The organism is Stutzerimonas sp. LR2, from assembly GCF_055755175.1.
The window spans coordinates 158,133-172,079 of record NZ_JBVTRR010000005.1; the positions used below are offsets into that span (position 1 = coordinate 158,133).

Sequence of the window (13,947 nt, forward strand, 5' to 3'; positions counted from 1 at the left end):
GCAACCGATCGCCTCGCGCTGATCAAGCGAGTTCTCGCACGGATGCGAGAGGCCTATACCGACACAAGGATGTGCGACGCCTGCCGAACGCCCATCGCCCGAACACCGTCACTTCGCCCGATCGCTTCGCAGCCAGCTCACCGATTGCGAGCGCCTGCTGTGGCGGCAGCTGTACAATCGCGGCTTAGCGGGATTCAAGTTCCGGCGGCAGCCCCCGTGGCCGCCCTATGTGCTGGACTTCTATTGCGCCGAGCTGCGGCTGGTGATCGAGCTCGATGGCGGGCAACACCATGACGCCGCCGGGCTTGCGCGGGATCAGCTGCAGCGCATCTGGAGCGCCAGGGGCTGGAGGTGCTGCGTTTCAGTAATCTGGACGTATTGCAGAATCTGGACGACTTTCTGACGGAGCTGTTGCGCAGGATCGAAGCCCGCGCCCCTCACCCCAGCCCTCTCCCCAACGGGGAGAGGGAGCCTGAATGAAGCCACCGACCCTTTTTGGTCGGCCCGACACGCATTAAAGCGCTTCGCCCTACACCCGGAACGAAAACCGCGCGTGCTAATCCCCTCTCCCTTCCGGGGAGAGGGCTAGGGTGAGGGGCTGGCGGCCATGCCTAGCGCCGTAACTACCCCTTACCCCCTATCACCTACTCCTCAAGTGTCCAGGCGATCAAGGAATCACCCAGCTTGGTGCCGAACGAGCCATGCCCGCCGGCCATCTGCACCACGTACTGCTTGCCGGTCTTCTCGGACACATAGGTCATAGGCGTCGCCTGGCCACCGGCGGGCAGGCGGCCTTTCCACAGCTCCTTGCCGTTTTGCAGATCATAGGCGCGCAGGTAGTAATCCAGGGTGCCGCTCATGAAGGCCACGCCACCGGCAGTGACAATCGGCCCACCCAGCGCGGGCGTACCCACCGGCAGAGGGATGCCCAAGGGCGCGCTGTCGCGGCTGGTGCCGTTCTTGTGCATCCAGACCTTCTTCATGCTACGCAGGTCCAGCGCGGTGACGTAACCCCAGGGTGGCGTCTGGCAAGGCAGGCCGAGCACCGACAGGAAGGGCTCCAGCCGCACCATGTACGGCGCGCCGAGGTTCGGCTGCAGACCGGTCTCGCCGCCACCGGAGCGCTCCTCCGGATCGACGTCATCACGGTTGACCATGGTCGAGACGAAGGCCAGGTAGTTCGGTGCGCCGAACAGCAGCTGGCGGCTCGGATCGACGGCCACGGACGGCCAGTTGAAGGTCCCCACGTTACCCGGATAGATCAGCGAGCCCTGCTCCGACGGCGGCGTGAAATCGCCCTCGTAGCGCAGCTGGCGGAACTGGATGCGGCACATCATCTGGTCCAGCGGCGTGCCACCCCACATGTCGCGCTCGCGCAGTGGCTCGTCCGGCGCGTAGCTCACGGCCGAATAGGGCTGCGTGGGCGCGGTGAACTCGCCGTAGTCGGTGCCTTGCGGCACGGGCATCTCGTCGACCGGCACGATGGGCTCGCCGGTGCGCCGGTCGAGGATGTACAGGTCGCCGCGCTTGGTCGGCTGGATGATGGCCGGGACCTTGCCCTGCGGCCCGTCGATATCGACCAGCGTAGGCTGCGAGGGCAGGTCGCGGTCCCAGAGATCGTGGTGCACCGTCTGGAATTCCCAGCGCACCTGGCCGCTCGCCAGGTCCAGCGCCACCAGGGTGTCCGTGAAGCGCTCGGATTCCGGCGTGCGCGGTTGCGCCCACTGATCCGGCGTCTGGTTGCCGGTGGGGATGTAGACCAGCCCCAGCGACTCGTCGGCGGTGGCGATGGTCCAGGAGTTCGGCGTGCTGCGCACGTATGTTTCGCCGGGGACCAGGGGCTCGGTGGCGTCCGGATTGCCAGGGTCGAAATTCCATACCAGCTCGCCGCTGCGCACGTCATAGGCGCGGATCACCCCGCCGGGGGAATCCACCGCGCCGTTGTCGGTGATCGAGCCACCGACGATGACCAGCTTCTCCGTCGCGACGGGCGGCGAGGTCGGCAGATAGACGCCCAGCGCGCCCTCGCCCAGCCCGGCCTTGAGGTCCACCGTGCCGGCATCGCCGAAGTCCTCGCAGGGCTTGCCGTCGGCAACGTCCAGGGCGATCAGCGTGCCGTCATTGGTCGGCAGGAACAAGCGGCGCTCGCAACGCGCGGCTGGCTCGGCCGCAGAGGCCGGCGCCTGGCTGTAGGCCGTGGCGTCGTGGTAGGCCAGACCGCGGCAGGTCATGTGCTGGTAGTACTCGGCATCGCGATTGATGCTCGGATCGAAGCGCCAGCGCTCCTCGCCGGTGTCGGCATCCACCGCGATGGCGATGCTGTGCGGGGTGCAGATGAACAGGTTGTCGCCGACCTTCAGCGGTGTGACCTGGTAAGTGATCTCGCCAGGGTCGCCCTCACCCGGCAGATCGCCGGTGTGGAACTCCCAGGCCTTCTTCAGCTTGCCGACATTGGCCGGCGTGATCAGGTCCGCCGGTGCGTAGCGGTCGCCCCGGTCGGAGCCGCCATAGGCCGTCCACTCGCTGGCCCGGCGTCCGGCCTGACCTTCCGGGGCCAGGCCCTGCATCTGCGCGTCGCCGAACTCACCGGTGATCGAGTGGTAGTCCTGCGTCAGCGAATAGCCTGCCATCAGCGCACCGGCCAGCAGGCCGATCCCGAGCAGACCGCTAGCACCGTCGCGCCAGATCAGCCGATCGCTGACATGGCGATTGACGAAGGGCAGGATCAGCCAGAGCCCGAGGATGCACCAGAGGTCGATCCGCGGCGCCAGCTGCCACCAGTCGAAGCGCACTTCGTAGAACGTCCAGGCCAGCGTGCCCAGCAGCAACGTCGCGTACAGCCAGATCGCCGCGCGCCGCCGGGTGAACAGCAGGCCGGCCACCACCAGCAGACCGATACCGGCGAACAGGTAGTACCAGGAACCGCCCAACGTCGCGAGGTAGCCGCCGCCGATGGTCATGAGCGCACCCAGCACCAGAATCACCAGGGCGGTCAGGGTGATACGCAGGGGCCGCGGCCCGTAATCGATACTCATCGCAGTCTCCAGCCAGATCGATGCAAAGCAAAAAGCTGGCGAAACCTTCTGACACAAAGTCTTCGCCAGCTTGTAGTGGATGCGGCGCGGAGCCCTTTAGTTCAGCCCTTTTGGCCTGCCGGTCAGGCGGCAGCACCGACCGCAAGCGGCTGAGTCTCGGGCCGCTTGATCAGCGCGTAGACCACCCCGGTCAGCAGGCTCCCGGCCAGGATCGCGACCAGGTAGAGCAATGCATGGTTGATCGCGTTGGGGATCAGCAGCACGAAGAGGCCGCCATGGGGCGCCAGCAGCTTGGCACCGAACGCCATGGACAGCGCACCGGTCAGTGCACCACCGGCGATGCTGGCCGGAATCACCCGCAGCGGGTCCTTGGCAGCGAAGGGAATCGCGCCCTCGGAGATGAAGCAGCAACCCAGCACCAGCGCGGCCTTGCCGGCTTCGCGCTCGGTCTGGGCGAACTTGCGCCGTGCGATCAGCGTGGCGATGCCCATGCCGATCGGCGGCACCATGCCGGCAGCCATGGTCGCGGCCATCGGCGCGTAGCTTTGCGAGGCGAGCAGCCCGACGGAGAAGGCATAGGCCGCCTTGTTCACCGGCCCGCCGAGATCGACGCACATCATGGTGCCCAGCAGCAGCCCGAGCAGGATCGCGTTGGAGGTGCCCATGGTGTCGAGGAACTCGGTGAGCCCGGCGAGCATCTTCGCCACCGGCGTGCCGACGATGTAGATCATCACCAGGCCCGTCACCAGGCTGGCCAGCAGCGGAATGATCAGGATCGGCTTGAGCGATTCGATGCTGGCCGGCAGTGGAATCCAGCGACTCACCGCCTTGGCCGCATAGCCGGCGACGAAACCGGCGATGATGCCGCCGATGAAGCCTGCGCCGAGCGTGCCGGCCAGCAAGCCGCCGATCATGCCGGGCGCCAGGCCCGGGCGGTCGGCGATGGAATAGGCGATGTAGCCGGCCAGCAGCGGCACCATCAGCTGGAAGGCGGTTTCGCCGCCGATCTTCATCAAGGCAGCCGCGAGGGTGCCCTCCTCCTTGAACGCCTCGATGCCGAAGACGAACGACAGGGCGATCAGCAGTCCGCCCGCCACCACCATCGGCAGCATGTAGGACACCCCGGTCAGGAGGTGCTTGTAGACATCGGTCTTCTCCGCCTTCTGTTCCCCCGTAGCGGCACTTGCCGCGACGCCACCGCCGAGCACGGCCGCTTCCTGCAGCGCGCGATCCAGCGTCGCCTCGGGTTGCTTCAGTGCGACACCGGTGCCGCAGCGGAACACGCGCTTGCCGGCGAAACGGGTGACATCCACCTCGATATCGGTCGCCAGCAGCACTGCGTCGGCCGCCTCGATGGCCTGGGGGTCGAGCACGTTGCGCGCGCCCACCGAGCCACGCGTCTCCACCTGCAGGTCGTAGCCCTTGCGCGCGGCGGCCTGCTGCAGCGCCTCGGCGGCCATGAAGGTGTGCGCCACGCCGGTCGGGCAGGCGGTGATGGCCACCAGCTTGGGTTTGCCGGCGGAAGGCGCGGCTTCGGCGTCGGCGTCGTCAACCGGCTGCAATTCGGCCGCGGTATCGGCGGCGCTGCGCAGGAAGCCTTCCGGGTCAAGCAGCGCCTCGGACGGGGTCGACTGCACGACACGCTTGCCGACGAAGCGCGCAAGCGACAGCGGTCCGGTCTTGACCACCACGACCAGGTCGGCCTCGGCGATCTGTTCGGCCGTGAGCGGCGAGCCGATGGCCTTGGGATCGTGGACTTCCACGGCGGTCGACCAGCCCAGGCGATGAGCCGCGGCTTCGAGCAGGCGCGAGGTCAGCACGCTGGTGACCATTCCGTTGGGGCAGGCCGTGATGATGAGCAGATTCATTCCTTCACCTCTTGTAATTATTGGCTGAGCGGCTGCAACCGCACGGCCGCTTCAAGCTCGGCCAGTTGCGCCCGATCAGTGATGCCGAAGCCGATTTGGCCGACGGCCTGAGCGGCAATCGCCGTGGCATGCGCCAGGGTTCGCTCGGCCGGCCAACCCGCCAGCAAGCCGTGGAGCATGCCGGCCAGCAGCGAATCCCCGGCGCCCACGGTGCTGACCACCCGCACCTTCGGCGGCTGGGCATGCCAGGCGGCAGCCGGCGAAAACCAGCTGACCCCGGCGGCGCCCTGGGACATCACGACATGCTCGATGCGGGCATTCAGGCGCCGAGCCTCGTCGGCCAGGGCCTGCGCGTCGGCCGGATCGAGGTCGCGGGCCTGGGCCAGTTCCTCTTCGTTGGGCTTGATCAGCCAGGGTGACAGGGCCAGCCCTTCGCGCAGCGCCGCGCCACTGGTGTCCAGCGCGACTCGCGCACCGAGCCGCGCGAGCCGCTGCAGCAGCTCGACGAACCACGGCACCTCGACGCCGCGCGGCAGGCTGCCGGCCACCACGACCAGCTCATGGCCAGGCACCATGCGTTCGAGGCGGGCTAGCAGCTCGTCGCGCTGGGCGGCACCGACCTCTAGCCCCGGGCCATTGATATCGGTAATTCGCCCATCCGCCTCGGCCAGCTTGATGTTGCTGCGGGTCTCGCCCGCCACGCGGACGAATTCGTCGGCAAAGCCCCGCGCGGCGAACAGCTGCTCGAAAGGCTGGGCATTGGCTTCGCCGAGAAAGCCGGTCACGGTCAGCTGATGGCCGAGATCGGCCAGGACCTGGGCGACGTTGAGCCCCTTGCCCGCGGCGTGCACCTGCAGGTTGTCGCTGCGATTGACTTCGCCCAGGCGCAGCGCGGGCAGCTGCACGGTGAGATCCAGCGCGGGATTGAGCGTGACGGTCAATACGCGCGCCATCAGCAGTGCTCCCCGACGAAGGCGCGCACTTCATGGGCGCCGGGCAACATCAGGACCTGCTGAGCCAGCCTCTGGCAGGCGGCGAAGTCCAGCTCGCGCACCCGCGCCTTGACCAGCGCGATGCTGCGCGCCGACACGCTCAACTCGTCAACGCCCAGCCCCACCAGCATCGGTATCGCCAGCGCATCGGCGGCCAGCTCGCCGCAGACGCCGACCCATTTGCCCTGCGCGTGGGCGGCTTCCACCGTCATGGAGATCAGGCGCAACACGGCCGGGTGCAGCCCATCGGCCTGGCCGGACAGCGTCGGGTGGCCACGGTCGATGGCCAGCGTGTACTGGGTCAGATCGTTGGTGCCGATGCTGAAGAAATCGACTTCCTGCGCCAGCACTGGCGCGATCAGCGCGGCGGACGGAATCTCGATCATGATGCCCACCTGCAGGTCGGCCACCGGCAGTTCGACGCGCAGGCGGTCGACCAGCGCCTTGGCGGTGCGCCATTCCTCGATATTGCCGACCATGGGAAACATGATCCGCAGCGGCCGGCCGTCGGCGGATGCCAGCAAGGCACGCAGCTGGGTTTCGAGAATGTCCGGGCGTTGCAGGCTCAGGCGAATGCCGCGCACGCCGAGGAAGGGGTTCTCCTCGGCCGGCATCGGCCAGTACGGCAGCGGCTTGTCGCCGCCGACATCGAGCGTGCGCACCACCAGGGGCCGGCCTTCGAGGGCTTCCAGTACACGGCGGTATTCGGCTTCCTGGGTCGCCTGATCCGGCGCCTGAGCGTGATTCATGAACACCAGCTCGGTGCGCAGCAGGCCGATGCCCTCGGCACCGAGCGCCACCGCCTCGGGCGTCTCGCCGGCGGCGCCGATGTTGGCAGCGATCTCCACCGGATGGCCATCACGGGTGATCGCCGGCTCCAGACGTCGCTCATGGGCCAGGCGCTTGCGTTCCTCCCGCGCGGCGCGCTCGCCCCGGGCCTGTTCGAGCTGCGTATCGCTCGGCGCCACCAGCAGCTCACCGCGCTCGCCATCGAGCAGCAGCAGGGTGTTGGGCGCCAGGCCGAGCACACCGGGCCCGGCGCCGACGATGGCCGGAATACCCAGCGCCCGCGCAATGATGGCGCTGTGCGAGGTGGCGCCGCCGCCGGCGGTGAGAATGCCGGCGACGCGCTGGGCATTGAGGGTGGCGACGTCCGACGGCGCCACCTCATCCATCACCAGAATGTAGGGCTCATCCGGGGCCTGCTCGGCTTCGACACCGGCCAGGCAGGCCAGCACGCGGCGGCCCACGTCGCGCAGGTCGGCCGCACGCTCGGCGAGCAGCTGGTCATGCAGCGCCTCCTGCTGCTGCGCCGCGCTTTCGATTTCCTCCATCCAGGCCGCTTCGGCGCTGAGGCCTTTCTGCAGGCGCACCTGCACCTCTTCGCGCAGGGCGGGATCCCTGAGCATGGCCTGGTGGGTGGTGAAGATGTCGCGGATGCTGGCGACCTGGCTCTGCGCGATCAGCGTGCCGATTTCGGCGAACACCTTGTCCAGCGCCGCGTCGAGCCGCTGCAGCTCGACGGCGGGCGATTCGCCGCGCCGCGGATAGTCGATCGCCTGCGGCTTGCGCACCAGCACCGGGCCGATGGCGATGCCGGGCGAGGCGGCGATGCCGATCACCTGCTCGCCGGCCCGCAAGGCGGGCACGTCCTGGGCGGCTTCGTTCAGTTGCACGGTGGCAGCTGGCGGCTCCGCCGGTTCCCCGCCGACTGGCAGCGGCTCGATTTCCTCGCCCAGCCCTTCCTCCACCGCGCGCACCAACGCCGGCAAGGCATCGTCGGCGATCGAGGGCTCGGCGATGAACTCCAGCACCTGCCCGCGATGCGAGCCCATCGCCAGCAGCTTGCTCAGGCTCTTGGCCGACACCCCCGCGCTCTGGCTGCCGGCCAGGCGCACGCGGATCTCGCCGGCAAAGGCCTGTGCGACCTCGGTCAGCACCTTGGCGGGCCGTGCGTGCAGGCCGTGGGCATTGGCCAGCGGCACGCGGGCGCTCGGCCAGTCCGCCGGCACGTCGCCGCCCAGGGCTTCGAGCACTGTGCGACTGGAGGTCGCCTGGCTCAGCTCCGCGCCGCGCCCCTCGATCAGCAGGTTGCACAGGCGCTCGAGCATCGCCCGGTGCGCTTCGCCGAGGCTGGCCAGCACGAACAGGCCGTTGAGCGGCTGGCCATGGTGATCCAGCGACGCGGCGGGTGTGACGAACGCCAGCCCCGGTCGCTGCACCGACTGCTCGCTGCTCAGCCACCAGAGGCCCTCACCCAGCGGCAAGGCCTGGTCGAGCGCGAGCCCCGCATTGAAGCCGGAGACCACGCACTCGGCGCGCTTGAGCAGCTTGACGCCCTGCCAGGCCAGCTCATCGAAGTCCTCGGCGGCGACGCCCAGCCCCACCAGCTCGCCATCGAGCGCCAGTTCCTGTGGCGCCCCTTGCAGCAGCGCGATGATCGCCTCGGGGCTTTCGGCGCGCTGCAGCGCCTCACTGAGGTCGCCCTCACCGAGGGCGCGGGTCAGCAGCTGCAGCAGACGCAGATGCTCGTCGGAACGCGCGGCGATGCCGATGGCGAGGTGGACCTGCTGGCCGTTGCCCCAGTCGACGCCTTGCGGAAAATGCAGCAGCCGCACGCCCGTGGTGAACACCTGATCGCGGGTTTCCGGGGTGCCATGGGGGATCGCGATGCCCTGGCCGAGAAAGGTCGAGCCCTGGGCTTCGCGTGCGCGCAAGCCGTCTAGGTAGCCGGGCGCCACCAGCCCGTCGGCGACCAGCACCTCGCCGAGCAGCGCCAGCGCGGCCGGTTTGTCCGCCGCGACCTGATGCATGTGGATGTGCTGCGCATTCAACTCAAGCATGGAGAACTCCTGCGGGGCTCGCGATGGTTGTGGCCGACGATGCGCCGGCATTGCCCGAATCCTGGGCTGGCGCTTCAGACCTGAGAGCTGCTGAAACGTTTCAGCCAAGGCTGGCACATTACGCAATATTGGGTAATTCTAGAAGCCCGAGTTCATACCACCCGTCTTAGGCCCCCAGTTGAAACTGACCGACATCGCCCGCCTCGCCAACGTTTCGGTAACCACCGCCAGCTACGTGCTCAACGGCAAGGCCGCGCAGCGACGGATCAGTCCAGCCACGGTCGAGCGCGTGCTGGCGGTCGCCGAGCAGCAGGGTTTTCAGCTCGACCAGCAGGCCGCCGGGCTGCGCCGCGGCCAGTCCCGGACCCTCGGTTTCATCGTGCCGGACCTGGAAAACCCCAGCTATGCACGCCTGGCCAAGCTGCTCGAGCAGCGTGCGCGACAGCGCGGTTACCAGTTGCTGATCGCCGGGACCGACGACGAGCCGGACACCGAGCGCCAGGTCATCCAGGTGCTGCGCTCGCGACGCTGCGATGCGCTGATCGTCGCCAGCTGCCTGCCGGCGGACGATGCCGGGTACCGCAAGGTCCAGGCGACCGGCACGCCGGTGATCGCGCTGGACCGTGCGCTGGATGCCGAGCACTTCTGTTCGGTGGTCAGCGACGACCGCGAAGCCGGCGCGCAGCTGACCCGCTCGCTGGACGTGCCGCCCGAGGCGCATGTCGCCCTGATCAGCGCGCGCCCGGCGCTGCGCATCAGCCAGCAGCGCGAAGAAGGTTTCCAGCAGGCACTGGCGCAGCACCGCGGGCCGGTCAGCATCCTGCGTGCCGAGCAGTTCAGCCGCGCCTGCGGCCGCGCTCAGATGCTCGCCCTGCTCGACCGCAGCCCGCTGCCCGATGCGCTGATCACCACCGCCTACGTGCTGCTGGAAGGCGTGTTCGACGCGCTGCGCGAGCGCGACCTGCTCTGGCCCGAACAGCTGCGGCTGGGCACCTTCGGTGACGCGCAGTTGCTGGATTTCCTGCCGATCCGGGTCAACGCGATTTCCCAGCAGCACGCGCAGATCGCCGAGCAAGTGCTGGAGCAGGCCATTCGCGCCATCGAACAGGGCGACTACCGCCCCGGCGTGATCGCCATCGAGCGCGAGCTGAAGGTCCGCCGCGGCTGACGCCCTCTTGCGGGCGCCGACGCACTGGCGGAAGCTTGTCGTCTTTCGAACAGCCCGCCTCCCCTGATGAACATCGAACAGATCACCCAGCGCCTGCATGCGATCCGCGATCGCAACGACTGGCAGCGCTTTCACAGCCCGAAGAACCTCGCCATGGCCGCCAGTGTGGAAATGGCCGAGCTGGTGGAAATCTTCCAGTGGCAGACCGAGGACGAGTCGCGCCAGCTATCGGCCGACAAGCTCGAGCACGCGGGCCAGGAGGTCGGCGACATCCTCATGTACCTGCTGCTGCTGTGCAGCGAGCTGGGGATCGACATGGAACAGGCGCTGCTGGACAAACTGGCCGACAACGAGCGGCGCTTCGTCCGATGAGCGACCGCCATTTCGACGAGCTGGCGACGCGTTTCGCCGAGAAGATCTACGGCGGCGCCAAGGGCGCGATCCGCCTGGCCGTGCTGCAGGCCGACCTGACCGAGATCCTGCCGCCGCGCCCGCTGCGGGTGCTGGACATCGGAGCCGGGCTCGGCCATATGAGCCTCTGGCTGGCGCAGCAGGGCCATGCAGTCACCCTCGCCGAACCCGCCGAACCGATGCTGCAAGGCGCCCGCCAGCAGTTCGCCGACGCCGGTCAGCAGGCCACCTTCATCCAGGCGCCCTGGCAGGAGGTGGAAGCGCATGTCGACGGCCGCTTCGACCTGGTCATCTGCCACGCCGTGCTGGAGTGGCTCGCCGAACCCCAGGCGATCCTGCCGGTGCTGCACCGCCTGACCGCGGCCGATGGCTGGCTGTCACTGGCCTTCTACAACCGCGATGCGCTGATCTACCGCAACCTGCTCAAGGGCCATTTCAAGAAGCTGCGCAGCCAGACCTATGCCGGCGAACGGCAGAGCCTGACGCCTCAGCAACCGCTGGACCCACGCGAACTGGCTGCGCAACTCGCGCCGCACTGGCAGGTCGAATCCAGCAGTGGCGTGCGCGTTTTCCATGACTACATGCCCGCCGATTTCCAGGCCCGCACCGAGCCGGCCGACCTCATCGAGATGGAACTGGCCTACCGCCGCCATCCCACCTTCGCCGGCCTCGGGCGCTATCTGCACTGGTTGTGCCGGCCACGCTGAGCCGGCCGGGAGGTTTCCATGTCGACCCGCGCGTTTTTACCCTTGCTCTGCCTTACCCTCGCGGCCTGCCAGAGCCAGAACCCCTATACCGACGAATCGGCGCCGATACCGCCCGCCCCTCCGGTGGAACAGATCCAGGCGCCCACCTACCCGGCCGCGCCCCGGGACTTCTCCAGCTACCAGCACTGGAGCTGGCGCAGCCCGCCAGCGGGTACGGCCTCGATCAGCGGTGAAGAACTGCAGGAAATGGTCGCCGGCGCCCTCGATCAACGTGGTCTGCGGCCGGCACCGGGCAACGCTCCGGGTGATGTACGGATCAGCGCCAGCGCCAGCAAGGAAACCCGAGTCCGCCAGACCTACGACAACTACGGCTACGGCCCGCATGTCGGCGTAGGCCGTTATGGCGGTGGCTACGGCACCGGGTATGGCGTCGGCACCAGCGTGCCCATCGTGCGCAACTACGAGGAGGAAGTCGTCTCGGTGCGCATTGAGATGTTCGATGCGGCCTCCGGGCAATCGGTCTGGAGCAATCGTGCCGAAGCGCGCCTGAGCGGCAGCCGGGCCAAGCAGCAAGATGCGGTGCGCCAGGCCGTCGAGCGGGCGCTGGCCGATTATCCGCCGCGCTGAGTGCGGCAAGTGGCTACGCGCCGAACGAAGGCGCCGGGCCTAGACTGAGCAGACCCTTCCCTGGAGAACGATCATGTTCCGCCGCCTGTTGCTGATTCCCCTACTCCTCGCCCTCGTCGCCTGCCAGGGCCCGCAGGTGCAGCGTGATTTCGATCCGACACGGGATTTCTCCGCCTATCGCGCCTGGAGCTGGAAGGAGCCGGCGCTGCAGTACCGGCCGGATGACCCGCGCATACAGAGCGACCTCACCGAGCAGCGCATCCGCGACGCCATTGCCGAGCAACTGGACCAGCGCGGGCTGCGGCCCGCCACGGCGAGTGCCGCGGCCGGCGTGCAGGTGCAGGCCTGGTACATCGTCGACCAGCGCACCCAGCAATACACGACCACTTCCGGCGCCTGGGGCAACCCCTGGTACGGCTACTGGGGCGGACCGATGTTCACCGATACCCGCACCATCGACTATCAGGTCGGCACCTTGCAGATCGATCTGTATGACGCCACCGACGGCAAGCTGGTCTGGCGTGGCAGTGCCGAACAGGTACTGCGCAACCGCCAGGGCACGCCCGACGAGCGCGCTGGCAGCATGCGCGAGCTGGTGGCGCGGGTGCTGTCGCAGTACCCACCGCACTGAGCCAAGCGCCTGAACCTGCCGCAGTGCTGGCGAGCGACTGCCGCGCTCGCCATACTGTCGCGCCGCTGATCCTGGAGACCCGAAATGCCTGCTGTTGCCTGGTGGTTGCTCACCCTGCCGTTCGTTGCCGGCGCCATGCTGCCTTTGCAGGCCGGAATCAACGGTCAGGTGGCGCGCCAGCTCGGCAACGTCATGGGCGCGGCGTTGCTTTCGTTCACCGTGGGAACGCTGGCGCTGTTCGTCATCGTGGCAGTCCAGCGCGATATTCCGGCGCTGCAGACCCTCAAGGACCTGAGCCGGTGGCACTGGTGTGGTGGCCTGCTGGGCGCCTTCTTTATCGCCACCGCCGCCTTCGCCGCGCCGCGCACCGGCGCGTTGCTGTTCATGGCGTTGCTGCTGGCCGGGCAGCTGTTCGTCGCGCTGCTGCTGGACCACTTCGGCTGGGCCGGTTTCCGCCAGTCGCCCATCAGCCTCGGCAAGGTGGCCGGCCTGTTGCTGATCTTCGGCGGTGTCTGGCTGATCCAGCGTGGCTAGGTTTGCACAGCCAGGTCATTCTCACTGATGCTCGAAGGCGTAGAACAGGTTCGGCTCGCTGACCAGATAGAGATTGCCCTGAGCGTCGAAAGTCATGCCCTCGGCCTGCGGCACGCTGCGCTCGAGCCCGGCGAAACCGCGCCATAGCGAGCGGAAACTGACCAGGTCCCCCTCGGCATCCAGCTCCAGCATCATCTTCGCCTCGTCGCTGAGCAACACGAGGTGACCGGTCTGCTCGTCGAAATGCACCGACGACAGGTCGCTGGCCATGTCAAGCTTGTCGATCCAGGCCTGGCGGTCGATGATCTTGATGTCCATGTCGCCGGCCAGGCTGCGCTTGATGCCGTGGATTTCATAGAGCTTGCGCGGCGAATGCTCCTTGACCACGAACAGACGATCGCCCGCTCGGTCGTAACCGACGCCTTCGAAACCGGTGTTGTCCGCCTCGTTCAGCGCCAGCGTGATGGAGCGTGCATCGGCGCGGCGCAGCGGGCCGGCCAGGTTCGGCACTTGCACCACCACCAGCGCCTGCTGGCGTTCCTCGGTCAGCACCAGCAGGTCGTCACCCAGATAGGTCACGCCCTCGACGTCTTCGAAGCCCTGCAGCGGGTAGCGCGCGATGAACGTCCCATCACGGCCCAGCGCCAACAGCTCCTCGGGGTTGTTGACCACGGCCCACAGGTGACCACGACGCTCGTCGTAGGTCAGCCCGGAAAGGTTGTCCTTCACCGTTGCCACGGGCAACGCATCGATTCTCGCCCGGTATTCCGGCAGCCACAGGCTGCGACGCTCCCAGCTGTTCTCATGCCAGGTGGTTTTCAGTGTGTAGAACAGCCGCTCATCCAGATGCAGCGTGACGGCAAGGTACAGCAGGCAGAACAGCAGCAGGCCACAGGCCCAGCTCAAGGGGCGCAGCGTCGCTAGTCGTCCCAGCTGCGCGATGGCGAGGGCTCGCATGGTGTCTACTCGTTGAAGTCGTGTGGGCAGGCTGCCCGGGACTTGTTGCAGTTGAATGAAGGCAGGAATCGCGACGGATGCGTCACGCACTACGCAGGGACATTCCGACCCTCATCCGCCGCGCTTGTTCCCCTCTGACATTGAACTCTCGGCCCCGGCCAGCAGCCCAATGCC

The 13,947-nt window shown here is 67.8% G+C and carries 11 protein-coding genes and 1 pseudogene; 7 read left to right on the forward strand and 5 right to left on the reverse strand.

What is annotated here, in order from left to right; translation table 11 throughout:
- Nucleotides 1-55 precede the first annotated feature (55 nt).
- Nucleotides 56-480, forward strand: a pseudogene (locus ACVRRC_RS18340) (endonuclease domain-containing protein).
- Between the two features lie 164 nt (nt 481-644).
- On the opposite strand, the gene ACVRRC_RS18345 reads toward ACVRRC_RS18340, so the two are convergent.
- From ACVRRC_RS18345 to ptsP, 4 genes are all read right to left on the reverse strand, one after another.
- Nucleotides 645-3,035 (reverse strand): membrane-bound PQQ-dependent dehydrogenase, glucose/quinate/shikimate family, encoded by a 2,391-nt coding sequence (locus ACVRRC_RS18345; RefSeq protein ID WP_084898790.1) that lies wholly within the window; start codon nt 3,033-3,035, stop codon nt 645-647.
- Nucleotides 3,036-3,157: 122 nt separating this feature from the next.
- Entirely contained in the window at nt 3,158-4,903 is a 1,746-nt protein-coding gene (locus ACVRRC_RS18350) for a PTS fructose-like transporter subunit IIB (protein ID WP_472997337.1), read from the reverse strand.
- 17 nt (nt 4,904-4,920) lie between these two features.
- The gene (gene pfkB / locus ACVRRC_RS18355) at nt 4,921-5,856 is read right to left on the reverse strand and encodes a 1-phosphofructokinase (RefSeq protein ID WP_236450834.1); all 936 of its coding nucleotides are present in this window, start codon (nt 5,854-5,856) and stop codon (nt 4,921-4,923) included.
- Nucleotides 5,856-8,738, reverse strand: a complete 2,883-nt coding sequence (gene ptsP / locus ACVRRC_RS18360; RefSeq protein WP_472997338.1) for a phosphoenolpyruvate--protein phosphotransferase — start codon at nt 8,736-8,738, stop codon at nt 5,856-5,858. Before ptsP ends, pfkB begins: the two co-directional genes overlap by 1 nt.
- A 178-nt stretch (nt 8,739-8,916) precedes the next feature.
- On the opposite strand from ptsP, the gene cra reads away from it, so the two are divergent.
- The 6 genes from cra to ACVRRC_RS18390 all read left to right on the forward strand — a co-directional run bounded on the left by cra (nt 8,917) and on the right by ACVRRC_RS18390 (nt 12,816).
- Nucleotides 8,917-9,906: a catabolite repressor/activator gene (gene cra, locus ACVRRC_RS18365; protein ID WP_472997339.1), complete on the forward strand. Its 990-nt coding sequence runs from the start codon at nt 8,917-8,919 to the stop codon at nt 9,904-9,906.
- Nucleotides 9,907-9,972: 66 nt separating this feature from the next.
- The gene (locus ACVRRC_RS18370) at nt 9,973-10,278 is read left to right on the forward strand and encodes a nucleotide pyrophosphohydrolase (protein WP_236450836.1); all 306 of its coding nucleotides are present in this window, start codon (nt 9,973-9,975) and stop codon (nt 10,276-10,278) included.
- Nucleotides 10,275-11,024, forward strand: a complete 750-nt coding sequence (locus ACVRRC_RS18375; RefSeq protein WP_125853155.1) for a methyltransferase domain-containing protein — start codon at nt 10,275-10,277, stop codon at nt 11,022-11,024. The genes ACVRRC_RS18370 and ACVRRC_RS18375 overlap by 4 nt, the downstream gene beginning before the upstream one ends.
- An 18-nt stretch (nt 11,025-11,042) precedes the next feature.
- Nucleotides 11,043-11,651 carry a DUF4136 domain-containing protein gene (locus ACVRRC_RS18380; RefSeq protein ID WP_017245342.1) on the forward strand — a complete coding sequence of 203 codons (609 nt, stop codon included), beginning with the start codon at nt 11,043-11,045 and terminating at the stop codon, nt 11,649-11,651.
- Nucleotides 11,652-11,724: 73 nt separating this feature from the next.
- Nucleotides 11,725-12,282, forward strand: coding sequence for a DUF4136 domain-containing protein (locus tag ACVRRC_RS18385; RefSeq protein ID WP_019406353.1), 558 nt, complete (start codon nt 11,725-11,727; stop codon nt 12,280-12,282).
- Between the two features lie 84 nt (nt 12,283-12,366).
- Nucleotides 12,367-12,816, forward strand: coding sequence for a DMT family transporter (locus ACVRRC_RS18390; RefSeq protein ID WP_169917505.1), 450 nt, complete (start codon nt 12,367-12,369; stop codon nt 12,814-12,816).
- A gap of 21 nt (nt 12,817-12,837) precedes the next feature.
- On the opposite strand, the gene ACVRRC_RS18395 is transcribed toward ACVRRC_RS18390, so the two are convergent.
- A complete protein-coding gene (locus ACVRRC_RS18395; RefSeq protein WP_125886234.1) occupies nt 12,838-13,773 on the reverse strand; it encodes an SdiA-regulated domain-containing protein in 936 nt (311 codons plus the stop codon).
- Nucleotides 13,774-13,947: the final 174 nt, after the last annotated feature.